Annotated in this window: 21 protein-coding genes; 13 read left to right on the top strand and 8 right to left on the bottom strand. The window is 58.7% G+C overall.

What is annotated here, in order from left to right:
* Nucleotide 1 precedes the first annotated feature (1 nt).
* The 3 genes from CFB10_RS14465 to CFB10_RS14455 are packed head-to-tail and all read right to left on the bottom strand — an operon-like array spanning nt 2 to nt 2,321.
* Nucleotides 2-769, bottom strand: a complete 768-nt coding sequence (locus CFB10_RS14465) for a nucleoside phosphorylase (RefSeq protein ID WP_020010242.1) — start codon at nt 767-769, stop codon at nt 2-4.
* A complete protein-coding gene (locus CFB10_RS14460) occupies nt 766-1,530 on the bottom strand; it encodes an ABC transporter permease (protein WP_034501118.1) in 765 nt (254 codons plus the stop codon). The genes CFB10_RS14465 and CFB10_RS14460 overlap by 4 nt, the downstream gene beginning before the upstream one ends.
* Nucleotides 1,530-2,321, bottom strand: a complete 792-nt coding sequence (locus CFB10_RS14455; RefSeq protein ID WP_020010240.1) for an ABC transporter ATP-binding protein — start codon at nt 2,319-2,321, stop codon at nt 1,530-1,532. Before CFB10_RS14455 ends, CFB10_RS14460 begins: the two co-directional genes overlap by 1 nt.
* A gap of 480 nt (nt 2,322-2,801) precedes the next feature.
* On the opposite strand from CFB10_RS14455, the gene CFB10_RS14450 reads away from it, so the two are divergent.
* Genes CFB10_RS14450 through CFB10_RS24050 form a run of 4 tightly spaced genes read left to right on the top strand, consistent with a single transcriptional unit; the run spans nt 2,802 to nt 6,438 of the window.
* Nucleotides 2,802-3,644 (top strand): dihydroorotate dehydrogenase electron transfer subunit, encoded by an 843-nt coding sequence (locus tag CFB10_RS14450; RefSeq protein ID WP_077998783.1) that lies wholly within the window; start codon nt 2,802-2,804, stop codon nt 3,642-3,644.
* A complete protein-coding gene (locus CFB10_RS14445; protein WP_020010238.1) occupies nt 3,644-4,579 on the top strand; it encodes a dihydroorotate dehydrogenase in 936 nt (311 codons plus the stop codon). Before CFB10_RS14450 ends, CFB10_RS14445 begins: the two co-directional genes overlap by 1 nt.
* The gene (locus CFB10_RS14440) at nt 4,579-6,243 is read left to right on the top strand and encodes a Zn-dependent hydrolase (protein ID WP_020010237.1); all 1,665 of its coding nucleotides are present in this window, start codon (nt 4,579-4,581) and stop codon (nt 6,241-6,243) included. Before CFB10_RS14445 ends, CFB10_RS14440 begins: the two co-directional genes overlap by 1 nt.
* 42 nt (nt 6,244-6,285) lie before the next feature.
* Nucleotides 6,286-6,438, top strand: a complete 153-nt coding sequence (locus CFB10_RS24050) for a hypothetical protein (protein WP_020010236.1) — start codon at nt 6,286-6,288, stop codon at nt 6,436-6,438.
* Nucleotides 6,439-6,454: 16 nt separating this feature from the next.
* On the opposite strand, the gene CFB10_RS14430 is transcribed toward CFB10_RS24050, so the two are convergent.
* Nucleotides 6,455-7,489: a LacI family DNA-binding transcriptional regulator gene (locus CFB10_RS14430; RefSeq protein WP_020010235.1), complete on the bottom strand. Its 1,035-nt coding sequence runs from the start codon at nt 7,487-7,489 to the stop codon at nt 6,455-6,457.
* Between the two features lie 138 nt (nt 7,490-7,627).
* Between CFB10_RS14430 and CFB10_RS14425 the strand changes: the two genes are divergently transcribed.
* The 6 genes from CFB10_RS14425 to CFB10_RS14400 all read left to right on the top strand — a co-directional run bounded on the left by CFB10_RS14425 (nt 7,628) and on the right by CFB10_RS14400 (nt 13,795).
* Nucleotides 7,628-8,662: a Gfo/Idh/MocA family protein gene (locus tag CFB10_RS14425; protein ID WP_026363612.1), complete on the top strand. Its 1,035-nt coding sequence runs from the start codon at nt 7,628-7,630 to the stop codon at nt 8,660-8,662.
* Between the two features lie 12 nt (nt 8,663-8,674).
* Complete coding sequence (locus CFB10_RS14420; RefSeq protein WP_020010233.1) at nt 8,675-9,577, top strand: sugar phosphate isomerase/epimerase; 903 nt, start codon at nt 8,675-8,677, stop codon at nt 9,575-9,577.
* Between the two features lie 62 nt (nt 9,578-9,639).
* Nucleotides 9,640-10,872 (top strand): sugar ABC transporter substrate-binding protein, encoded by a 1,233-nt coding sequence (locus CFB10_RS14415; RefSeq protein ID WP_020010232.1) that lies wholly within the window; start codon nt 9,640-9,642, stop codon nt 10,870-10,872.
* A 114-nt stretch (nt 10,873-10,986) separates the two neighbouring features.
* Nucleotides 10,987-11,889 carry a carbohydrate ABC transporter permease gene (locus CFB10_RS14410; protein WP_020010231.1) on the top strand — a complete coding sequence of 301 codons (903 nt, stop codon included), beginning with the start codon at nt 10,987-10,989 and terminating at the stop codon, nt 11,887-11,889.
* Complete coding sequence (locus tag CFB10_RS14405; RefSeq protein ID WP_020010230.1) at nt 11,886-12,713, top strand: carbohydrate ABC transporter permease; 828 nt, start codon at nt 11,886-11,888, stop codon at nt 12,711-12,713. Before CFB10_RS14410 ends, CFB10_RS14405 begins: the two co-directional genes overlap by 4 nt.
* The gene (locus CFB10_RS14400; RefSeq protein WP_020010229.1) at nt 12,710-13,795 is read left to right on the top strand and encodes an ABC transporter ATP-binding protein; all 1,086 of its coding nucleotides are present in this window, start codon (nt 12,710-12,712) and stop codon (nt 13,793-13,795) included. The genes CFB10_RS14405 and CFB10_RS14400 overlap by 4 nt, the downstream gene beginning before the upstream one ends.
* A 107-nt stretch (nt 13,796-13,902) precedes the next feature.
* Here the strand turns inward: CFB10_RS14400 and CFB10_RS14395 are convergent, their stop codons facing one another.
* Nucleotides 13,903-14,568: a transglutaminase-like cysteine peptidase gene (locus CFB10_RS14395; protein WP_020010228.1), complete on the bottom strand. Its 666-nt coding sequence runs from the start codon at nt 14,566-14,568 to the stop codon at nt 13,903-13,905.
* A gap of 248 nt (nt 14,569-14,816) precedes the next feature.
* Between CFB10_RS14395 and CFB10_RS14390 the strand changes: the two genes are divergently transcribed.
* The 3 genes from CFB10_RS14390 to CFB10_RS14380 all read left to right on the top strand — a co-directional run bounded on the left by CFB10_RS14390 (nt 14,817) and on the right by CFB10_RS14380 (nt 18,870).
* A complete protein-coding gene (locus tag CFB10_RS14390) occupies nt 14,817-15,833 on the top strand; it encodes a DUF1402 family protein (protein WP_020010227.1) in 1,017 nt (338 codons plus the stop codon).
* A gap of 377 nt (nt 15,834-16,210) precedes the next feature.
* Complete coding sequence (locus CFB10_RS14385) at nt 16,211-17,770, top strand: TerC family protein (protein ID WP_020010226.1); 1,560 nt, start codon at nt 16,211-16,213, stop codon at nt 17,768-17,770.
* A gap of 113 nt (nt 17,771-17,883) precedes the next feature.
* Nucleotides 17,884-18,870, top strand: a complete 987-nt coding sequence (locus CFB10_RS14380; RefSeq protein ID WP_020010225.1) for a LacI family DNA-binding transcriptional regulator — start codon at nt 17,884-17,886, stop codon at nt 18,868-18,870.
* A gap of 32 nt (nt 18,871-18,902) precedes the next feature.
* On the opposite strand, the gene CFB10_RS14375 is transcribed toward CFB10_RS14380, so the two are convergent.
* The 3 genes from CFB10_RS14375 to CFB10_RS14365 all read right to left on the bottom strand — a co-directional run bounded on the left by CFB10_RS14375 (nt 18,903) and on the right by CFB10_RS14365 (nt 22,059).
* Entirely contained in the window at nt 18,903-20,588 is a 1,686-nt protein-coding gene (locus CFB10_RS14375) for a metallophosphoesterase (RefSeq protein ID WP_020010224.1), read from the bottom strand.
* Entirely contained in the window at nt 20,582-21,190 is a 609-nt protein-coding gene (locus CFB10_RS14370) for a dual specificity protein phosphatase (RefSeq protein WP_020010223.1), read from the bottom strand. Before CFB10_RS14370 ends, CFB10_RS14375 begins: the two co-directional genes overlap by 7 nt.
* Before the next feature lie 62 nt (nt 21,191-21,252).
* Nucleotides 21,253-22,059, bottom strand: a complete 807-nt coding sequence (locus CFB10_RS14365) for an inositol monophosphatase family protein (protein WP_020010222.1) — start codon at nt 22,057-22,059, stop codon at nt 21,253-21,255.
* Between the last annotated feature and the right edge of the window lie 229 nt (nt 22,060-22,288).

Raw genomic sequence — 22,288 nt, 5'->3', positions numbered from 1 at the left:
TTTACGGTCTGGAGAAAGCGCGTCCCGCAATGCGCAGAAGATTTCGCTGGGTGGGCTCGTAATCGTCGAGCCATTCATCTGTGGCGCGATTTCCGTGAATTCCGAGGAGGCAACCGGTTTCGAGTCCGATTGCACTTCCGACTGTCAAAAGGATCTCGCTTTCCATTTCGACGCCAATCGCACCCAGAGCCTGGAAGTGGCCGACGAAATTTCCACACACGTCCCGACCGTCGTCGACAGGCCGGTAGCGGCGGTCCTGGCCCAGATAATAGCTGTCGGTCGACGCGACCATGCCGGTGCGACAGGTGATGCCAAGTTCGGAGGCCGCATCGACCAGGCCGGTAACAATACGCGAGGACGCCTTGGCCTTGCCGCCAGCCATGCGGTAGGTGCGCGCAGAGCCGGTATCGCCTACAGCCTGGTTTACTGCGACGAAAGAGCCGGGCGCATATTGCGCCGCCAGCGCCGACATGCCTCCGATGCGCAATACCTTCCTGGCGCCGAGCATGGCAAGTTCCACCAGGGCGATTTCAGTCGAGGGGCCGCCAATGCCGGTGGAGCATATGGTCAGTCTCCGGCCCTCGTAGGTGCCGGTTATGACTGCAAACTCCCGCTTGCGGCCGAAATCGGTCACGTCCTCCATCATGTCGGCGAGCAAACGGACACGGTCCGGATCGCCAGGCGTTAGAACATTTTCTGCAATGTCGCCGGGCCCGCAGGGCAGATGCGGCGGCCTGCCGTTGTTCCAGGGAAAGGCGGCGCTTGTCATTTCCTCGTCCCCTTCCACGAGAGAAGCCGGTTTTCCAGCGAGGACAAGACGACATGCATCACAAGACCGAGTGCGACGGTCAGCAGAACGGCAGCAAAGAGCAGCGGCGTCTTGTAGGTAGCGGCGGCATAGGTCATCAGGTATCCAAGTCCGAGCTTTCCCGACATCCACTCGGCCAGCACCGCACCAACCAGCGCCTGGACCGCGCCGATCTTCAGGCCGACGAAGATCTCCGGCAGGGCCGACGGAAATTCGATCTGCACAAATCGCTGGATTTTGCCGAGACCCAGAAGTGTCGCTAGGTCCCTCATTTTTGGATCGAGCGTTCGGAACCCTGACAGGGCACCAATAGAGACCGGGAAGAACACAAGCGAGAAGACAAGGATGATTTTGGACAGAACCCCAAAGCCGAACCACACGATGAAGAGGGGCGCGAGCGCAATTTTAGGTGCTGTCTGAAGAATAACGAGCGGGCCGTCCAGCCAGACCGAAAGTTTCGGAAAACGCGTCATCGCGTAGGCCAGAGCGATGCCGGCGATCAGGCCCAGGTAGAGCCCGAGCACGATGTTCTGGATGGTGAAGCCGAGATGCAGCCAGAGATCACCGTTGCTCGCAATGGCGACCAGTGCACCCCAGGTGCGCGCCGGAGAGGGCAGAAGATAGGCAGGCATTGCCATCGGACCAGTAGCAAGCCACCAGAGTGCAAGCAGCGCTGCCAGTGACAGGATATAGTCGATACAGGCGGTGAAGTGCCTTACCATTATTGCGGCTTCCCGTCAGGGGTTTCGCCAGGCGTACGTAAATCGCGGCGAAGCCGGGCGACGAGTGAGTGGTAGGCGGGGTCGAGTTTGGTTTCTTCGCCGCGTGGTCGCGCGAGATTGACCTCATGGATAGATTTCAGTTTGCCCGGACGCGCGGTCATCACCATGACCCGGTCAGCGAGATAGACGGCTTCTTCGACGCTGTGGGTAACCAGCAGGATCGTTTTTCCGGTGGCCTGCCAGATCCGCAGCAGTTCGTCGTTCAGCGTGTCTCGTGTCAGTAGATCGACCGCGGAGAACGGCTCGTCCATCAACAGGATCGGTGGATCATCCGATAACGAACGGGCGATTGCCGCGCGCTGACGCATTCCACCCGACAGCTCGCGCGGCAAAGCGCCCTCGAAGCCGAAAAGGCCCACCATTTTGATCAGATCGAGTGCAATCCTGTCCGCCGCAGCGCGAGAAACCCCGGCGGTGTCGAGGGGAAACCGGACGTTTTCGAGGGTCGTTTTCCAGGGAAGAAGAACCGGCTCCTGAAAAACGAAGCCTACCGGACGCTTATGGCCGGCAGTGTCGAGCCTTATGGTGCCGCCGCTTGGGTGGTCAAGACCGGAAATCAGGCGGAGGAGCGTCGATTTCCCGCAGCCTGAAGGCCCAACGATCGAGATGAATTCGCCTGGCCTGACGTCAATGGTTAACGGCTCCAGCGCAGTCACTGTCCCGTGGTCAGCGACAAATGTCTTGTGAATACCTGCGATATCGATCATCGGCACGGATTGCGTCACCCTCATTCTCCGTATCCCGAACAAGAAACCGGCGTCGCCCGACTGCCTTCCCTGTCTGTCAGTTTTAGTCGCGTGAATAGAAAGGTTCCACAAAAAGTTTCACAAAGCAAGCGATGTTCTCAAAGATGAGACTTATATCAATAACGTGTTTTTGACCGAAGTAATTCCGGCGTCGGGCGGCTCACAGCACGTCCCCGCTCGACAGATTTGTACCGAAGTCGCCGGTAAACCCGCCGCAGCCTGATTATTAATGCGATTAATCTCAATTTTGAGAATCTTGTTGACTTTTTATGCGTTGAGGGATATGTTTTGTTTTTGAACGCAGGAGTGCACATGACACTTTGTTGCCTTATCGCCCGACGCTGATCTGGGTTTTGGTCGCGCGATGACGGTGTTTTCCGTCTGCGTACTTTCCTCTCCGTCTATGCTTGCCTCAACAGCGGACTTGGCCCCTGGAGGATAGCCCTTTTTTCCCGGATTCACGACATGTCAGCCAGTCTTTGTGCTTTTCCAGCTTCTGCTCCTCTTCCACCCCGTCGATCCATTCACGAGGTCGAGACGATCATAAAACGACACGAGCCGGTAAACGGCCAGTACCGCCTGGTGGTGCTCTCGGCCCCCGATTCAGTCCTCGATTGCCGGCCGGGCCAGTTCTTTCACATTCTTTGCCCTCAGACGGATCGATTCCAGCCATTTTTCCGTCGACCGATGAGCATCTACTCGTATGACCTGGAAGAAGGAGAGCTTGCCTTCCTCTATAAGGTGGCTGGTGCCGGCACCCGTGCGCTGTCTGAACTGAAGGCAGGCGACACGCTGGATATCGTCGGCCCAATTGGCCAGGGTTTCGAATTAAAGGCTGAATGGCAACGGCCTCTTCTTCTAGCGCGGGGTGTAGGGCTGGCGACCCTTGCGCCGCTTGCCAGGGAATGTGCGTACACGGGGCGGCGACTGACCGCGATTTGCAGCGCACGCTCTCCCGAGCTTCTTATGTCTACAGATCTTTTTCGCGCTTATGGCGCGGAAGTCATCACCGTTACCGATCTGGAAAGCAATTCAGGCGTGGAGAGCCTGACACCGCTAATCGATAAGCTGGTTGAAAGCCACCAGGTCGATTCTCTCTTCACCTGCGGGTCGGCCCGCCTGATGCGCATGGTGCAGGACATCGCTACCAGGCATGCTATTGGGGGTCAGGTTGCACTGGAGCAGCACATGGCGTGCGGCATTGGCATGTGCCAGGCCTGTGTACGACCCTTCAAGCGCTCGGCAGAGGCAGTCAATCTCAGGGTCTGCCGTGAAGGTCCTGTCTTTGACCTCGATGAGGTGCTGTGATGACGGATCTTTCCACGCGGATCGGAACTCTGTCGCTAAAGAACCCGATCATGCCGGCGTCCGGTACATTCTCCGAAGAATTGGCGGATGTTTTCGACCTTGACTGCATTGGTGCGCATGTGACCAAGACCATCACCCGAGAAAGGCGTTCAGGCAACCCTGTGCCGCGTGTCTGTGAGATCCGTGGTGCAATGCTGAACTCGATCGGGATACCAAGCAAGGGCGCGGAGTGGTTTGTCAGGAACACAATTCTTTTCTACACGCAGTATGAGGCGCCTCTTGTCGTCAGCATATCTGCGGGAACGGCCGACGATTTTGCCCGGTTCTCCGAGGAGATCAGCATTCCAGGTGTTGACGCGATCGAGGTCAATATTTCCTGTCCCAATATTGAAGATCACGGCAAGGCCTTCGCCATGCGTCCCGGTTCGACCGAAAACGTGATTCGGAAAATCCGTGACGCAACGGATCTGCCTCTCTGGGCAAAGCTGTCGCCCAATACAGGTGAAGTGGTGGAGGTGGCGCAGGCGGCCGAAGCGGCAGGTGCCAACGCACTCGTCGCGGCCAATACCATGCTAGCCATGGCCATTGACAGCCGCACCGGCGAGATCCGGCTTGGGAATGTCATGGGCGGCCTGTCCGGCCCGGCCATAAAACCAATCACGCTGCGCATGACGTATCAATGCGCTAACGCGGTTTCCATCCCTGTAATCGGTTGCGGGGGCATCTCTACGGTTGATGACGTCATCGAATATCTGATGGCCGGCGCACGTGCCGTACAGGTGGGCACAGCCACTTTCATCAGCCCCAATACCATGCCGCGTCTTGTCCGTGAGCTCGAGGCTGCGCTCATTGCCCGCGGCCTCGCCAGTGTGGATGCATTAATCGGCACTGCAAAACTTGCCAGAGAAACAATCGCTCTTGCGGAGTATACCTGATGTCTGCAAGCCTTGCGAACACGGACGAAATCAACGACCTGTCCGGCACAGCCGCCCATCTGTTCAGGCAGGTCGCCAAACAATCCGCTGATCTCGAAGGCGTCAGTCGACCCGCGTTCTCCGATGTCGAAACTGATACGCTGCAGTTCCTGATGGATTTTGCCCGTGCTGAAGGGCTGGCCGCTGTGTGGGATCAAGGTCGCAACGTCGTATTCTCGCTACCCGAACATCAGACGGCCGATCGCTTTGTATTATGTGGTTCACATGTCGACAGCGTTCCTCGCGGAGGGAATTTCGACGGACTGGCAGGGGTTCTGTCAGGTATCATGTGCCTGGTTCGTGCCCGGCGAGAGGGCAACAGCTTCTCCCAGCCGGTAAAGGTCATTGCCATGCGCGGCGAGGAAAGCGCGTGGTTTGGTCCTTGCTACGTGGGGTCCAAAGCTCTTCTTGGCGTACTTTCACCGGAGGAACTTGCCGCAAGACATCGAGGTGACGGACGGACGCTTTCCAACCATATGGAAGCCGCAGGCATCGACATGGAGCCGATCCGCGCCGGCAGACCGATTATCGACGCGAAGCGTGTGAGCGCCTATCTCGAGGTCCACATCGAGCAGGGCCCTGTTTTGGTAGAGCGCAATCTGCCGACCGGGATCGTGTCGGGTATACGTGGTAATTTTCGTTACAGAAAAATCGCCTGTTATGGCGAGGCGGGTCATTCCGGGGCGGTTCCCCTCGCCTATAGACATGACGCGGTGCTCGCCATGGCGGAACTCCTCAACGTTCTTGACGCCGCCTGGCATGAATTTGTCGCCGCCGGCCGTGATCTCGTCATAACCAGTGGTATGGTTTCGACAGATCAACAGAAACATGCATTGACCCGGATCCCCGATTTTATAGAGTTCAGTCTGGATATTCGCAGCCAGGATAGCGGGATGCTTAACAGCATGCATTCGTTTGTTCTTGCCCAGATCGCTCGTATCGAGCGCGAGCGCGCGGTTCGTTTCGACACCGGTGAAGCTTTATGGACGAGCCCGGCGATCTGCGATGAGAAACTCATCGCTCATCTGGAGGAGGCCACGAGGGCGACAGGTTCACCCGTTTGCCTGCTTGCATCAGGCGGCGGCCATGATGCGGCGGTGTTCTCGGAAGCGGGAATTCCATCCGGTATGATCTTTATCCGCAATCGCAACGGATCTCATAATCCGCAAGAAGCGATGACAATGGAGGATTTCGACGTCGCGACGGACATCCTCTATCAGTTTCTGGTCAAACCGGTTGCATTACCTTCGAGGGAGCCCTCCCCTCGGGAAAAAGAAAAGGCGAAGAAACCCATGTTTAAAATGATTACAGATATCATCCGGGAAAAAGGTAACGGCTCTCGGGCTTATCACAGCGCCGCAACCGTGGCCCGGAAGGCCGCGCTGGCGGATCCCGAGCGGGCTGCTGGCTATTTCATTCTTGCGGTGGCAGCCCAGGAGTTTGCCGATCTGCATTATGGCGAGGCCACGCAGGCGGATGTTTTTGACCGCGAACTGGACCGCTTCCAGAATGCCGTAGACACGCTTGACCTGGCATTTGGGGGCTCGGACGCAGACCAGAAGCTGAAGGCCATATCAATGATGGCAATACATTTTATTGCTGGGGAGCAAGGCCAGCAGCTTTAAAAATGCCACCTCGCCTATTGCGCCTTAAAGATCGCCGCGTTGATGGATGATTTCGCCGAGCAAATGGCGCGTGAAGGCGTTGAAGCAGCCGTGAAGGGCCATAGCGCCACCCTCGCCGACGATGAAAGCTATGAGGAAGACCAGTATAAATTCAATCCTTTCGGCGTCGTCAGCATTGGCGGCGACAAGCTTTAAAGACCCGCGCAGCGGCCTATGCGGCGGGGGCGGGATCGCTCTCGCCGGCCACCAGAAGCATGGGCCATACGCAATGGCGGGCCTGACCGGGATAAAAGGGCGCGTAGGCCGGCATGGTCGATAATAGCGTCTGGGCGACCGTCACGCCGAGATCATGCAGGGACATGCGGAAACTGGTGAGGCGAGGCTCCAGAAACTGGCCGCGCGGGCCATCGCGAAAGCCGATGACGGCGAGATCGCGCCCCGGTTTCAGGCCCGCTTCCGCCAGCCGGCGATAAAGACCGACCGCCATCAGCTCGTAAATCAGCACGATCGCCGTTGGCCGGGGCCGCATCTGCAGCCATTCGCTGGCGGCGTGATATCCCCCCTGCTCGCTCGATTTCGCCCGGATGACCAGAGAGGAATCATAGGCGATGCCATTGCCTTCCAACGCGCGCCTGTATCCTTCCAGAAAAATGTAACCGAGATTGATGTCGCTGTCGGGTACGGCAACCGCGATCGAGCGATGCCCGGCAGCGGCGAGACGGTCCACGGCGCTTTTTGCGACCCCTTCGAAATCGAGGTCGATCCAGGCGTGACTGTCGCTGGAAGCGGTCCGTCCGAGCGACACGAAAGGCAGGCGGGTCTGCTTCAGGAAATCCACACGCTTGTCGGTCCGCCGGGTCGCGGAAATGATCATCGCATCCACCATGCGGCGCGCCACCATGCGCTTCAAATATTCATCCGGATCCTCGTCCCCCGGGCAAGGGAGAACGATGAGATCGAGATTATGCTCGGAAAACACGCTTTGCAGACCATCCGTCACACCCAGAAAGAAGTTGTCGGAGTTTTCAACAGTCTGCGCGTCGCTGCCGGTCATCAGGCCGATGACATTGGTGGTTCCCTGGCGCAGGCTCCGGCCGGACTGATTGGCGACATAACCAAGCTTTTCCGCCGCTTCGAGAACACGCCGACGCGTCTCTTCGTTCACATCCGGCTTGCCGTTCAGGGCACGGGAAACAGTGCCTATCGATATCTCCAGATAATCGGCAAGCTGACGAATTCCTTTCATGCACTCCCCTCCCAGGCCCGGCGCGCAATCGGTGCGCCCCTTAACGGTCTTGACATATCTAACATCATTGGCATAGTCTCGTAAACGTTTACGACGCTCTGCGCAAAGAGGAGTTTGCTAAGAGCCCGGGGAGATGAGATGACTTTTAATGCCGTTTTATGCGGGTGCGGAGCTATGGCCAAAGGCTGGTTGCGCGCCATTCAATCCACGCCGGAAATCGCCGGCGCGATCAAGATCGCCGGCCTGGTGGATCTGAACGAGAACACGGCCCGCGCGCTGGCCGACGAATTCGCCCTCACCGACGCGGTCATTGGCACGGATCTCCGCAAGGTTCTCGCTGAAACGAAAGCCGACATCCTTTTTGATATCGTCATCCCGCAGGCGCGCTTTGCCGTGGTTGAGGCCGGTCTCGAGGCCGGGTGCCATGTGCTCAGCGAAAAGCCGCTTGCCGCCTCGATGGAAGAAGCCGCGACGCTGGTGGAACTGGCGAAGAAATCAGGCAAAATTCATGCTGTGGTGCAAAACCGGCGGTTTGTGGCCGGTATCCGGCGGCTGCGCCGCGCGCTGCAAGACGGCGTTATCGGCGATCTGACGGCAATTCATTGCGATTTCTTCCTTGGTCCGCATTTCGGCGGCTTCCGTGAAGAGATGAGAAACGTTCTGCTTCTCGACATGGCGATCCATACATTCGATGCAGCCCGTTTCGTCGCCAATGAAAAACCCCTCTCCGTCTTCTGCGTCGAGAAGAACCCGGCCGGTTCCTGGTATGCCCATGGGGCGAGCGCCAACGCGATTTTCGAATTCTCCAACGATGTCGTCTTCACCTATCGCGGTTCGTGGTGCGCCGAAGGCGAGCGGACCAGTTGGGAAGCGCGCTGGCGGCTGATCGGCTCCAAGGGCATGATCCTCTGGGACGGGGAAGACAATTTCTCCGCCTCCGTGGCCGGCGACGAACAGGGGCTTCTGCGTGGCTTTAAGACCGTAAACGTTTCCGATACTGTCTCCGCGAAGGATACGCGCGGCCACGCGAGCGTCATTCTCTCGTTCCTCGAATCCATCCGCACCGGCCAGATGCCGGAAACGGCCTCCTTCGACAACATCAACAGCCTTGCCATGGTGATCGGCGCGATTGAAAGCGCCCGCCTCGGCCAGCGTGTTTCAATTGCAGCATAAGGACTGAAAGACGTGAGCAATCCGGCAACATCCATCCGCATCGGCACCATGGTCAGCGCCACCAAGGGACAGGCCGCCGAACGTATCGGCCAGATCGCCGATCTCGGCTTTGAAAGCTTTGAGCCGTTCTTCTGGCAGACCACCAACGGTCAGGACCTCGCCGAACTCGGCAAGCGCTGCCTTGACGCGATCGGCGAGCGCGACATCACCATCAGCACGCTCGGCATGTTCGGCAATCCTCTTGAAGAAACCGCGATCGACCTTGAGACATTGCAGGGCTGGAAAGACTGCATCGACAATGCCCACCATTTCGGCGCGACCTGCGTTGCGGGTTTCACCGGCCGGCTTCGCGGCAGGCCGCTGCCGGAAAGCCTTCCCCGATATAAGGAAATCTGGAGCGAACTTGCAAAACGCGCCGCCGACAAGGGCGTGAAGATCGCCTTTGAAAACTGCGCCATGGACGGCAACTGGCAGACCGGCGACTGGAACATCGCGCACAATCCTGATGCCTGGGAACTGATGTTCAACGAGACCCCGGACGACCATATCGGCATCGAATGGGAACCCTGCCATCAGATGGTCTATCTGATCGACCCGCTGCCGCAGATCCGAAAATGGGCGGACAAGATTTTCCACGTACACGGCAAGGACGCGACAATCCGCTGGGACGTCATTCGCGAGCACGGCATTTTCGGCAAGGAAAAATTCGTCTTCATGCGCACGCCGGGCTTCGGCGACAGCAACTGGACGGACATTATTTCCGAACTGCGCCTCGCCGGCTGGTCCGGCTCCATCGACATCGAAGGCTGGCATGACCCGGTCTATCGCGATGCACTTGAAATGACGGGCCAGGTGCATGGCCTGAACTATCTGAAAAAATGCCGCGGCGGCGATTTCGTCGTCGACCCGACATAACGGAAACCTTTTGGGAGAAGGTTTCCGAGAATTGCAGAGACGATAACCAAGAGGAGGAGATTATGGGTATCGCGAAATGCATGATGGCCGGCGCAATTTTGCTGGCGGGCGTATCCGCCGGCGCCATTGCCGCGCAGGCAGAGGATGTGACGTTGACCCTCTGGTCGCTGGATCGTGATATCCAGCCGGCGCCGAACCTCATCAAAGAGTTCAACGCGCTCAATAACGGCATCAAGATCGAATACCGGCAATTGCAGTTCGATGATGTGGTGAGCGAATCCATGCGCGCCTATTCGACCGGCAATGCGCCCGACATCATCGCCATCGACAACCCCAACCACGCCATGTTCGCCGCACGCGGGGCCTTTCTTGATGTGACCGACATGATCGCCAAGTCTGATGTCATCAAGACGGAGAATTATTTTCCGGGGCCGCTGAAATCGGTAATGTGGGACGGCAAATATTTCGGTGTGCCGAAGGCCACGAATACGATTGCGCTTTATTACAACAAGGACCTGTTCAAGGCCGCCGGGCTCGATGCGGCAAAACCGCCGCAGACCTGGGATGAGCTGGTGGATGCAGCCCGCAAGCTGACCAATCCCTCGAAGAACGTCTATGGCATCAGTTTCAGCGCCAAGGCGAATGAGGAAGGCACCTTCCAGTTCCTGCCCTGGGCGCAGATGGCAGGCGCGACCTACAAGCACATCAACACCGAGGGTGCGGTAAAAGCGCTCGAAACCTGGAAGCTGATGCTGGATGAAAAGCTGGCGTCGCCGGATACGCTGACGCGCAGCCAGTGGGACTCCACCGCCACCTTCAACGCCGGCAATGCCGCCATGGTCATTTCCGGCCCATGGGAAATCGACCGCATGCTGAAGGACGCCAAGTTCGACTGGGGCGTGGCCCTGCTGCCGGTGCCCACACCCGACGCCCCACGGTCTTCGGCCATGGGCGACTATAACTGGGCAATCTTCTCCAAGACGAAGCACCCGGAAGAGGCCTTCAAGGCAATCGAATTCTTCGCCTCGAAGGACAAGGACATGTTCAAGAACTTCGGCCAGTTGCCGGCGCGTTCGGATATTCCGGTTCCGCCCACCGGCAATGCGCTGAAGGATGAGGCGCTGAAGACCTTCGTGGAGCAGCTGAAATATGCGCAGCCGCGTGGTCCCTCACCCGAATGGCCGAAGATTTCCAAGGCCATTCAGGACGCCATTCAGGGCGCCCTGTCGGGTCAGATGACGCCGAAGGCTGCGCTTGATCAGGCCGCTGAAAAGATAAAGCTGGTCGAAGGCTGATCTATCTGGGCGGGCGGGCCGGTTTCCCCGGCCTCCACCCAAGGGTTCCTCCCGGTGGGGCTGCCTGTCGCGACAAGCGGCGGCGGCCCCGACTGGAGCTTTTGAGGATGTTTCATGAAAAAACTGTTTTCCAGCGTCAGTGACGGTCGCGGTTTCGACATCGTCCTTGTCGCCTTTCCTTTGGGCTTCCTGTTCGTCATGGCCGGGCTGCCGCTCATCTACAATATCGTCATGAGCTTTCAGGAAGTCGACATGTTCAGTCTGGGCACCTTCGTGCGCCCCTTCGTCGGCTTCAAGAATTATATCGACCTGTTCCGGCAGCCGGAAACATTGCCGATCCTTTTCAACACGGTCACCTTCGTCGTGGCCTCGATTGCCGGGCAGTTCGCGATCGGCTTTGGCCTGGCGCTGTTCTTCTGGGTCAATTTTCCCGGCGCCACCTGGCTGCGCGGCCTGTTCCTCGTCTCCTGGGTCATGCCCGGCCTCGTCGTCGGCGCCATCTGGAACTGGATTCTCTCGGGCGATTTCGGCGTCTTGAATTTCTTCCTGCGGGAAAGCGGCCTGGTATCGGGCAATATCTTCTGGCGCTCGGATGCGAATTTTTCGCTCTGGGCGGTTGTCATCGCCAATATCTGGCTCGGCACCTCCTTCAACATGATCCTGCTTTCGGTGGGCCTCGCCTCCATTCCCGGCGACCTCTACGAAGCCGCGGAACTGGATGGAGCCAATGCCTGGCAGCGCTTCTACACCATCACCCTGCCGATGATGCGCTCCACCATCGGCGCGATCGTCTCGCTCGGCCTGATCTTCACGCTGCAGCAATTCGATCTTTTCGCCGCCATTACCGATGGCGGACCGAACAACAGTTCCAACGTGGCGCAATATTGGGCCTGGGACCTGTCCTTCCGGCAATATGATTTCGGCAAGGGTGCGACGATATCCGTCATCATGATCGTTTTCGTCATGCTGGCCTCCATCGTTTATGTGCGCTCCACACGGCATGAGGTGCGCGGATGAGTATCACGACCCGCAACCGTCTGATGCTGGCCATCGCCATCCTGCTCGCCATCATCTACCTTTTCCCGCTTTACTGGATGTATCTGACCTCGCTCAAAAGCGGCTCGGAAATGTTCGCTAATCCGCCCGCCTTCTGGCCCAGCGATCCGCAATGGCAAACCTATGCCTATGTCTGGAACAGCCGCAACATGGGGCGCTACCTTTGGAATTCGGTGCTGATCGCTTCCAGCGCAGTGCTGCTGATCACCGTTCTCGGCGTCGGCTGCGCCTATGTTCTGGCGCGGTATCGCAATGTCTGGGTGGATATCGGCCTGTTCCTCATCCTCATGCTGCAGGTTCTGCCGGCATCGCTGATGATCACGCCGATTTTCGTCGGTTTTTCGCAATTCGGATTGCTGGATTATCCGCGGCTATCGGTCATCCTCGCCATTGCGGCAAAAAGCATGCCCTTCTTTGTCGTGCTGGTGCGCGCCACCTTTATGGCCGTGCCGCAGGAGCTGGAAGAGGCGGCGCTGGTGGATGGCAATTCCCGGGTCGGGGCCTTCTTCAACATCGTGCTGCCGCTTGCCAGGAACGGTATCCTCGTCAGCGCCATCCTCATCTTCATGCAGGCCTTCGGCGAATTCGTCTATTCGAAATCCATCATCCAGGCGGCCGAATTGCAGCCTGCCAGCGTCGGCCTCAACTCCTTCATGGGCCCCAACACCAGCGAATGGAACAACATCATGGCCTATGCGACCATGTATGTGACGCCCATTCTCGCCCTCTTCATTCTCTTGCAGCGCCGCATCGTATCCGGCCTGACCTCGGGAGCGCTCAAATGACCCTTCAGATCGAACTATCAGGCGTCAACAAATATTACGGCGCCTTCCATGCGCTGAAGAACATCAACCTTTCCATCAAGAAGGGCACCTTCGTGGCACTTGTCGGCCCATCCGGCTGCGGCAAGTCTACCCTTCTGCGCTCACTCGCGGGCCTGGAGACCATATCGGCCGGCGACATGCGCATTGCCGGCACCCTCATGAACGGCGTGCCGCCACGCAAGCGCGATGTGGCCATGGTGTTCCAGTCCTATGCGCTCTACCCGCATATGACTGTCGAAGAAAACCTCACCTATTCGCTGCGCATGCGCGGCGTGGCCAAGGCCGAGGCCCGCAAGGCGGCGGAAGAGGTTGCCGCCACGACGGGACTTTCCAAGCTGATGAAGCGTTATCCCCGCGAACTCTCCGGCGGCCAGCGCCAGCGCGTGGCCATGAGCCGGGCGATCATCCGCAATCCGCAGGCCTTCCTGTTCGATGAGCCGCTCTCCAACCTCGATGCGGCCCTGCGCGTCCATATGCGCAAGGAAATCCGCGCCCTTCACGACCGCCTGCATGCAACTTCAGTCTACGTCACCCACGACCAGATCGAGGCGATGACCATGGCTGACCACGTCGTCGTCATGCGTGACGGCGTCATCGAACAGCAGGGCACACCGCTGGAACTTTACGACCGCCCGGTCAATCGTTTCGTTGCGGGTTTCATCGGCTCACCGGCCATGAATTTCATTCCGGCGACAGTCAGTCCGGACGGTGCTTCGCTTCTGCTGCGGTTCGGCGAAGGTGATCCACAGCAGCCTATCAGGGCGCCAGCCGCCCTGCCGCCGGGAAAACATGTCATTGTCGGCATCAGGCCTGAACATATCCGCCCGGTGGCGGCAGAGGGGGCGGCATTGACGCTGCCTGTTTCCGCCGTGGAAACAACCGGTTCGGCCACCTTCCTCACGCTTGGCGGCTCCACCGAACTGGTCATCGCGGTACAGGGACGCAGCGCAGTCAAGGCTGGCGAGATCATCGGCCTCGATATCAACCCGGCCGATATGCACCTCTTCGACGAGGCAACGGGCATTGGCCTTGCGAGACAATAATCCATATCCGAAGAAGGGCTATGCTCGCGGGCCGCATGACGGCCCGCTGTCCTTATCGGGGGCGCCAAACCTGTTCTTACCCGGTCCTGCTCTTGCTGTGAGTGGTTTCAGCGCGATTTGAAGATATCGAACAAGCTATGGCGCGCTGTCGCGGAGGTGGCGGTAGCTCGACCAGCCTCGCGGGAGGCGATTGCCGGCGCAGCGAGCCCTTCTATATCCACCCAGCGACCGGCATGATCGGTGGATTGGCGTTTCAGATAGGTATAGGCCGTTTCGTCCCAGCGCAAAACCTTCGCCTTCATATTGTCGAGAATGAAATCTCCCCGATCGGTTCTGACTGTCAGGATGGCGTGGCCCTCTCCCCGTTCGTCCCGCACCACTGTTATCAGGAGATTTGAAACCGCAAAACCGGACTGCATCAGGCGCCTGCGCTTCTCCAGCGCAAGGTCTTCGCAGTCGCCCGCACCCTTGTAGGGATATTCCCAATAATCCTCATAACCCCAAACCTCCATGTCGGTGCGCTGGTCGATCTCGACGTTAACGGCATTGTTCACCGAAACAATCGTTGCCCAGGCATCGGGGGTGAGGGTGAGGGGCGGCGTGGCCGTCACCGGCTGACATTCAAGAGAATGCCGCTGGCAAAAGTCATAGTGGCCGACAGGCTGCGACGTGATCCTGCCAGTCTGCATGAAAGGAGACGCCTGAACCGGCGCAGCCAGGCAGGTCGCAATCAGAATGAAACAGGCTTGCAGCAATTTGATGGGAAGGGTCATGGTCGTCTCCTGACGACAGACCTATCGGCGGCGATTTGCGTTCACATGAAACAAAAAGCTCGATTTTTAACGAACCGGGAATTTCGGTCTCGATCGTGCTGGAGACGAGCGCGCAAATGACATCGATCAGAACGCGCATCAAACGGCCCCCAACGGTAAAGTGAGCGATGCGAACTTGTCAGCTATGGCCAGCCTGCCTATGAAGGAGCCCTCGCCGCGATAACAATCCACGTTACAGAGAACGCTGCATGAGCCTGTTTGCGAAGACCTCCCGCGCAGCCGCCGTCATCCTGGCGCTGGCCTCCCTTCCTTCCTATGCGCTGGCGCAGCAGGTGACCGTCGTCCCCCCTGGAAACCGCTCCGCCGAGCAGCCGGAAATCCCCAGAGCCTCGGCGATCCGCACCAGGGCCTCGTACACGACCTACGACGAAAAGTTTCAGAAGACGGTCGATCTTTTAAACAGCGAGCCCGCCCTTCTCGGCAAGATCAAGAAGGCCGCAGCGGCCTATGGGATTGACCCCATCCATATCGTCGGCGCCATCGTCGGGGAACATACGTTCAACGTCTCGGCCGTGGATCGCCTGCAGACCTACTACATCAAGGCCATTTCCTACGCCGAACTCGATATAAAGTTCAGCTATGACGGTGTTTCCCTGAAGACATTTCTCCAGCGGCCCGAATTCCGGTCCTGCGAAACGCTTGCCACCACGTCGGAACAATGGAGCTGCCGCGATACCGTCTGGGACGAAAGTTTCCGCGGCAAGGTGGTGGATGGTGTGAGCTATGAGGGCATCTCCTTCCAGCGCGCTTTCTTCCAGCCCTTTTATGCCGGGCAGACCTTCGGCCTTGGCCAGATCAGCCCGTTGACGGCCCTGCAGGTGACCGATCTCGTCAACAGGACGAGCGGCCTGCCAAAACTGTCGGCGGACAGGCCGAAAGATATCTACCGTGACGTTATGGATCCCGACCGCAGCATCATCTACATCGCCGCCATCCTCAGGGATTCCATCGATGCCTACAGGGAAAAAGGCTTCGACATTTCCGGCAATCCCGGCATCACTGCCACGCTTTACAATGTCGGCCAGCCAAGGCGTCGCGCCGAACGTCTGCGGACTGCCGTGAATGCAGGGGCAAAAAAACTGCTGCCGGTCGAAAACTATTATGGATGGCTGATCAACGAGCGCCTCGACGTCCTGAAAAGCATTCTCGACGGCAAGGCCATCGACCAGCGGACGACCTCTGATATCGGCGGGAAAAAGCAATAACGGCTTTTTATCGTCAAACAATCAGGCAATCGCCCAGATTGCGCATCGCGTGTATTTCTCGGGAAATAACCGCTTATTTGCGCGCAAGGATTGCTCAAACGCATCGTCATGGCATCAAAAAACCGAAAATCGCTTTTCCAGCGGCCGAAAATTTGTTAGGTCGACCGGCACAAGAATTTACTGATAGTGGGATAAATCAACCCGATGCCTGACGAAGGCGACAGTACAGACGGCAGTCGACACCGAACGAGGCTGGCTCGCGTAACGCGAAGCCAGCCTCGGATTTTCTTGTTTTCATCAACGCGACGACTTCCAGCCTCGGATGTGCAATCCGGGGCTTTGCGCGTTTGCACCCATTCCCATAAAGGCTCCTGAACATGGAATTCCTCGCAGATCCGAACATCTGGATCGGCCTCGTCACCCTTATCGTTCTCGAAGTCGTCCTCGGCATCGACAATCTCGTTTTCATCGCGATCCTTGCCGACAAGCTGCCGCCGCACCAGCGCCACAGGGCCCGGATCGTCGGCCTGTCGCTGGCGCTCATCATGCGCCTCCTGCTGCTGTTTTCCATCTCCTGGATCGTCACGCTGACACGGCCGCTTTTCACCGTCGCCGATTTTTCCTTCTCGGGGCGCGATCTCATCCTCATTCTCGGCGGTGCCTTCCTGCTCGCCAAGGGAACCATGGAGCTGCACGAACGGCTGGAAGGTGATCAGAAGCCGAAACAGGGCAAGGTAGTGCATGCGGTCTTCTGGCAGGTCATCGTGCAGATCGTGGTGCTCGATGCCGTGTTCTCGCTCGACAGCGTCATCACCGCTGTCGGCATGGTCAATAATCTCTGGGTGATGATTACCGCTGTCTGCGTGGCCATGGCCGTGATGATGGCAGCATCCAGGCCGCTGATGGCTTTCGTATCGAAACATCCGACCGTGGTCATTCTCTGCCTCGGTTTTCTCCTGATGATCGGCTTCAGCCTGATTGTCGAGGGTTTCGGCTTCCATCTGCCCAAGGGTTATCTTTACGCCGCCATCGGCTTTTCCGTACTTATCGAGGCGGCGAACCAGCTTGGCAGGCGCAACCGTGAAAAGCGCATCACCGCCGGCGATATGCGTGAGCGCACCTCCGACGCCATTCTGCGGCTTCTGGGCGGCCGGGTCGGCGAACAACCATCCCTCGGTGAGACTGCCGACGTCATCGCCGCACAGGCGGCACAAAGCGATCTGTTCAAATCCGAGGAGAAGGACATGATCCGCGGCGTGCTCACGCTTGCCGAACGTCCCGTCGTCTCGATCATGACGCCACGAACGGAGATCGACTGGCTCGATGTCGACGCCGACCACGACACGCTGAGACACCGCCTGCTGGAACTCGACCATTCCCGATTGATGCTGGCGCAGGGCAAGCTGGATTCATTCCTCGGCGTCGCCGCGACAAGGGATCTGCTGCGTGATCTTCTGCACGACGGAAAACTGAACCTTGAGCGCTCGCTGCGTGAGCCCCTCGTGGTGCATGAAAGCGCGACAGCGCTGCAGGTCATGGAACAGCTGCGAAAATCACCCCTGCAGATGGCCGTCATCATTGATGAATATGGCACGTTGCAGGGCATAGCAACGCCGACGGATATTCTCGAGGCGATTGCGGGCGAGTTTCCGGATGAGGGCGAGGAAGCGCAGATTTCCGAACGGACGGAGGATGGTTCCTGGCTGCTGGATGGCGCTGTGGACGTCAGAAGGGTATCCTATCTCCTGGATATCGATCTGGTGGACGAGGCCGACCGCTACTCCACAATCGCGGGCTACATCCTCTGGCGTCTCAATCGCCTTCCCGAAGTCGGCGAACATATTGCGGGCGACGGGTTCGAGTTCGAGATCGTCTCGGGCTCCGACAGAAACATCGAAAAGATCCGGGCGTGGAACACCACCCTCTCCGATGGATGATCCCGGCGCGGGAGGCGGCCGGCAAGAGCGCCTCCCGTCCAAATGTTTCGATTGGAATAGGCGACGCCATATGGCCTGTGATATCAGACCATGGTTCGCAACGGGGGAGTTGAATGGCGAGAGGGTTCGTGACAGCCGAAGAGGTGGCGAAAAAGGCCGGGGTCTCGCGTTCCGCCGTCTCGCGCACTTTCACACCCGGCGGCAGCGTATCGAAGGCCGTGCGGCGCAAGGTGCTCAAAGCCGCACAGGAACTCGGCTACCGCGTCAACCGTCTGGCGCAGGGTCTCAACAATGACCGCTCCAATCTCATCGGTGTCGTCGGCGCCAATCTCAGTTCTCCCTTCATTTCAAAGCAGCTCGATTTGCTCAGCATCGGGCTGCTGCGCCGTGGCCTGCAATGCCTGTTGCTGAATGCGGCGGATGCCCGCAAGGATATTGCGCCGCTGATCGAGCGTCTCTTCGAGTTTCGCGCACAGGCCATCGTCGTTCTCTCCGGCGAACCGCCAGCCTCGATTGTCGATGAATGCATCGCCAATGGCGTGCGCCTCATCCTCATCAATCAGCGTCTTGATCGCACCGACACGAACATGGTGCTGAGCGACGATTCCCGCGGCGCCGATCTTGCCGCCATGCGGCTTGTCGAAGCGAAATGCAAAAAGGTCGCGGTCATTTCCAGCGGCAGCCAGACGCCGGCACAGTTGCGCCGCGCCGGCGCCTTCACCCAGCGCATGGGCATCGAAGGCGTCGAGGTCGTGCCATGGTCCGGCGGGCCGACGAGCTATGACAGCGGTTATCAGGCCGGCCGCGAGTTGCTCACGGACAAGACAATAGACGGCGCCTTCTGCGTGACCGATCTGCTGGCGCTTGGTTTCATGGATGCCGCCCGGCTGGAAATGGGCCGCCGGGTGCCGGAAGATATCTCGATTGTCGGTTTCGACGATATTCCGCAGGCCGGCTGGAAAAGCTACCAGCTGACGACCATCGCCCAGTCCTTCGACGCGCTGACCGAGAAGGTCTTGAACGCGCTCGATAGCGATGAGCCGGAAACCCGGCTTCAGGTCGTGCCGGTTTCCATGGTCGAGCGTATCACCGCGCGCTAGACCAAATCTCCTTCCGGGCAAAATTCTTCAGTTCAAACCGCAACGCGTTCATGGTGCGGCGCAAGCCGAAGCTCCAGATCGAGCGGGCTGCCTTCGGCACGCTCAAGAAACAGGCCGAGTGCTCCGAAGAAGATTTCGAGAAAGCTCTCCACCGAGCCATCGTGATGATCCGGATCACGACCAAAGCGTTCCGCCAGCGTTCGATAAAGGGAAAGCCGTTGCGGCGCGATATGCGGCAGCGAAAGACCAGCACCCTGGCGCAGGCAATACCAATCGGCAATCAGCTCGAACATCGGCAGGTCTGAGGACAGGATAGCATCATCAGGCGAGGATCGATCTTCGTCTCCAAGCAGGTCGAGAACGTCCCGAACGCTTTTGTCGACGATTGCCCTGACGACCGCGGCCGGCCATTCCTTGGCGAAATAGCGATGCCTGATCAGCGCCCTGTTGTGACCCAGCAAAAAATCACCGTAATTGCCCGCCGCGAAAGCCCGGTCGTCTTCCTCACCCGCCAGTGCTGTTTCCTGGGCGTAACCGCTGCAAATGCGGCCATTGACCGGCAGGGCGGCGATCTCCACCGTCTCGACGCGGATTTCCTGAAGCGACGGGTGCACCAGCTTGAAGGCGGGCGGAAAGGCGACGAGCGACGGCACGGCGATATTGGTGAGCGAATTTTCGCCCTCCCCGCGCTTGGTTACGCCTTCCACATGCAGGTGCCCGCTGAAATGGACGGCAAGCCCGGCCTGCAGCAGCGCATCCTCCACCGCCCTGCGCGGCGTGCGGCGCACGACATTGGTTTTTCCGAACAGGACGCTTTCCGCACCGCTTGCGCCGTCGAAAGGATCGAGCGCCGGATAATGGGAAAAGCCGAGCAATGCCTTGCCGAGCGCCTGCGCCCTGCGACGGACATCGGCGATCCAGTCGATGATGAAAGGCTTGCAGCGCAAAAGCGCGTTCCAGCCGCCGGAGGTGCTGTCGGTAAAAGCCGCGTCCTCACCCCTTTCAAACTCACCATCGAGTGGTTCGAAAATATTGGCGTCGATCATCAGGAGCCACAGGCCCGGCTCGGGCTCGACCAGATAGGAAGCATCCATCAGGCGATAGACATTGCGACCATCGGGTGAGCGCACCTCGTACATCCGGTTTTCCGCCGCATCGGAAAGACCGAAGGGGGTTTCCCAATGCAGATAATTGGGCTGACGGAAATAACCGAAGGCCGCCATCGGGCCAAGACCCGCCGGATAACCCTCGCAATACATGCGATCGCTGATAATGACGCGCTCGCCGGCCCGCCGTACATCGCTTGAAACGGAAAGGCACCTGCCATTCTCCGTCAGAAATTCCTTGGTGTGGTGCCGGCCAAGCGGGCCGAAAATATCGTGATTTCCGGGCAGTGCGTAAAAGGCAGTGCCGTGGGCATGGCTGTGGCGCTGCAGAATGCCCTTCAGCGTCTCCGTCGTTTCCCGCTGGCCGTCATCGGTATAATCGCCAAGCAGCACCACATGGCGAATGCCGCGCTGGCGCACATCTTCGAGCGCCGCATGCAGCGCATCGGTGCTTTCGTTGAAAACCCGGGTGGATTCGCGTGTATCGGACCAGCTGCGCATGGTGATGCGCTGGCCATCAATCTCGATGCCGGGAAACCCGAAATCGGCTGCCGTGTCATGAAAATGCGCGTCGGCGATGACGGCAACGGAGGGAAGCGTGCGTGTCAGCATGAGTGAGCGGTCTTTCTGCCCTCGACCATGTCGATCCAGTCGGAAGCACGGCGAGCGGCGGCATGAAGCATCGGTTTCGGTGTCTCGAACCACTCATCCGGCCGCAATTCCCGTTTCGTGCGGATTACGGCCAGTGCATCGTCGAGGGTGGGATAGAGATCCGGCTGCTGCTTGTGCAGGAAAAGCGCCACCAGTGAAACGGAGCGGCTGCGGCCGCTGCGGCAATTGACGAGCACATTGCCGCCATCGGCAAAGGGATAGGTTTCCCGCTTCGGCATGGTCTGGCGAAGCGCGCCATCGAGAATGTAATAGGCGCCGAGCATCATGGTGTCGGGGCTACCCTCGCCATCGATAAGACCGAGCTTGTAATAACGGATATCGCCATAACCTACCGCGCGCCTGTCGCCCTCTTCCGCTACGGCCTGCACGAGATTGATATCCAGATTGACGGCGCAATTGACCACAATGGTGATGCCATGCCGGCGCAGGAGCCCGAGGTCACCCGCACCATCGCTGCCGCCGATGTAGAGCGCAGCATTGTGCGGGCCCAGCCCTTCCGCAATCAGGCTGATTGCAGGCCGGGCATAAACGGGTCCATCCATTTCATTCCTCCACATGCGCGGAGCCCCCTTTGGGGTCTCCGTCATAAATCATCCCGCCGCAGCTACCGCGCGGCAAGGACTATGTTCGATGCCTGGCTGACGCCTTTGGCAACACCGGCGGCTGCGGCCAGCACCGGCCCGCCATCCCTCAGACTGCCAATCTCCAGAAATGGGCACACGTCGCCGCCAGCTTCGCTGACGAGTAGCAGGCCCGCAAGACAATCCCATGAATTCATATGCAATTCGAGATAGCCGTCGGAACGGCCATCGGCCACATAGGCGAGCGCCAGAGCACCGGAGCCGGCGCGGCGGACATTCGCGCCCATATCGAGCAGCTTCGTGACCACATCGAGATAGGTGGCATTCGCGACCCGGGTGGACCACCCCATCTCGATCGAAGCCGCATCGAAACGCTCCGTTTCCGCCGTCCGGATCGGCTCCCCGTTACGTGTCGCACCTTCGCCGCGGCGGGCGAGATAAAGCTCGCCGAGGGCGGGGTTATAGATCGCTCCGATTTCTGTCCGTCCGTTTTCGACATAGGCGATGGAGATGCAGAAATGCGGAATGCCACGGGCAAAATTGGCGGTGCCGTCAATAGGATCCACCACCCAGACGCACTCTCCGATCTCGCCGCCGCCTTCTTCGCCGAAAAAACTGTCATCCGGGAAAGCAGCCGAGATCGCGCCGCGAATATGCGCTTCGGAAGCCGCATCCGTCACCGTCAGAAAATCCTGCGGCCCCTTCATCGAAAAACTGCGCGTGGCCTCGCCCTCAAAGCCTTTCAGCACCAGCTCCCCGGCGGAAAGGATAACGCTGCGGCAGAGTTCGGCTCGCGCCGCCAATGTGTCGGGATAGTGGATTAAATCCATGTGCAAGAACCATTCCTCGAATTTTGAACACGCGTTCATAATGCACGCGCGTTCAAACTTTTCAAGGGAATCTAAAAGGGAACTCATGAATATCGAGGGAGAGAAGCCTCTTTCTACCTGGTCAATAGATTTTCCACGGCGCATGGCAAGAAGCGAAGGGTTTTCTCGCCCATCGGACATAACAATCCAGGAAACGCTTAATAACGAAAATAATGAAATGTTGCGAAAT

This window comes from Agrobacterium sp. 719_389, from assembly GCF_900188475.1.
Lineage (GTDB): Bacteria > Pseudomonadota > Alphaproteobacteria > Rhizobiales > Rhizobiaceae > Agrobacterium > Agrobacterium radiobacter.
Note: the sequence above shows the minus strand (reverse complement) of the source record. Positions and strands in the feature narration are given on the sequence as shown.

Excerpts from the sequence above, each read along its gene's own strand:
- CFB10_RS14410 (WP_020010231.1), top strand. The coding sequence starts at position 10,987 with ATGAAAAAACTGTTTTCCAGCGTCAGTGACGGTCGCGGTTTCGACATC.
- CFB10_RS14450 (WP_077998783.1), top strand. The coding sequence starts at position 2,802 with ATGTCAGCCAGTCTTTGTGCTTTTCCAGCTTCTGCTCCTCTTCCACCC.
- CFB10_RS14445 (WP_020010238.1), top strand. The coding sequence starts at position 3,644 with ATGACGGATCTTTCCACGCGGATCGGAACTCTGTCGCTAAAGAACCCG.
- CFB10_RS14405 (WP_020010230.1), top strand. The coding sequence starts at position 11,886 with ATGAGTATCACGACCCGCAACCGTCTGATGCTGGCCATCGCCATCCTG.
- CFB10_RS14390 (WP_020010227.1), top strand. The coding sequence starts at position 14,817 with ATGAGCCTGTTTGCGAAGACCTCCCGCGCAGCCGCCGTCATCCTGGCG.
- CFB10_RS14400 (WP_020010229.1), top strand. The coding sequence starts at position 12,710 with ATGACCCTTCAGATCGAACTATCAGGCGTCAACAAATATTACGGCGCC.
- CFB10_RS14460 (WP_034501118.1), bottom strand. The coding sequence starts at position 1,530 with ATGGTAAGGCACTTCACCGCCTGTATCGACTATATCCTGTCACTGGCA.
- CFB10_RS14430 (WP_020010235.1), bottom strand. The coding sequence starts at position 7,489 with ATGAAAGGAATTCGTCAGCTTGCCGATTATCTGGAGATATCGATAGGC.
- CFB10_RS14415 (WP_020010232.1), top strand. The coding sequence starts at position 9,640 with ATGGGTATCGCGAAATGCATGATGGCCGGCGCAATTTTGCTGGCGGGC.
- CFB10_RS14465 (WP_020010242.1), bottom strand. The coding sequence starts at position 769 with ATGACAAGCGCCGCCTTTCCCTGGAACAACGGCAGGCCGCCGCATCTG.
- CFB10_RS24050 (WP_020010236.1), top strand. The coding sequence starts at position 6,286 with ATGGATGATTTCGCCGAGCAAATGGCGCGTGAAGGCGTTGAAGCAGCC.
- CFB10_RS14370 (WP_020010223.1), bottom strand. The coding sequence starts at position 21,190 with ATGGATGGACCCGTTTATGCCCGGCCTGCAATCAGCCTGATTGCGGAA.
- CFB10_RS14385 (WP_020010226.1), top strand. The coding sequence starts at position 16,211 with ATGGAATTCCTCGCAGATCCGAACATCTGGATCGGCCTCGTCACCCTT.
- CFB10_RS14380 (WP_020010225.1), top strand. The coding sequence starts at position 17,884 with ATGGCGAGAGGGTTCGTGACAGCCGAAGAGGTGGCGAAAAAGGCCGGG.
- CFB10_RS14365 (WP_020010222.1), bottom strand. The coding sequence starts at position 22,059 with ATGGATTTAATCCACTATCCCGACACATTGGCGGCGCGAGCCGAACTC.
- CFB10_RS14425 (WP_026363612.1), top strand. The coding sequence starts at position 7,628 with ATGACTTTTAATGCCGTTTTATGCGGGTGCGGAGCTATGGCCAAAGGC.
- CFB10_RS14440 (WP_020010237.1), top strand. The coding sequence starts at position 4,579 with ATGTCTGCAAGCCTTGCGAACACGGACGAAATCAACGACCTGTCCGGC.
- CFB10_RS14455 (WP_020010240.1), bottom strand. The coding sequence starts at position 2,321 with ATGAGGGTGACGCAATCCGTGCCGATGATCGATATCGCAGGTATTCAC.
- CFB10_RS14395 (WP_020010228.1), bottom strand. The coding sequence starts at position 14,568 with ATGACCCTTCCCATCAAATTGCTGCAAGCCTGTTTCATTCTGATTGCG.
- CFB10_RS14375 (WP_020010224.1), bottom strand. The coding sequence starts at position 20,588 with ATGCTGACACGCACGCTTCCCTCCGTTGCCGTCATCGCCGACGCGCAT.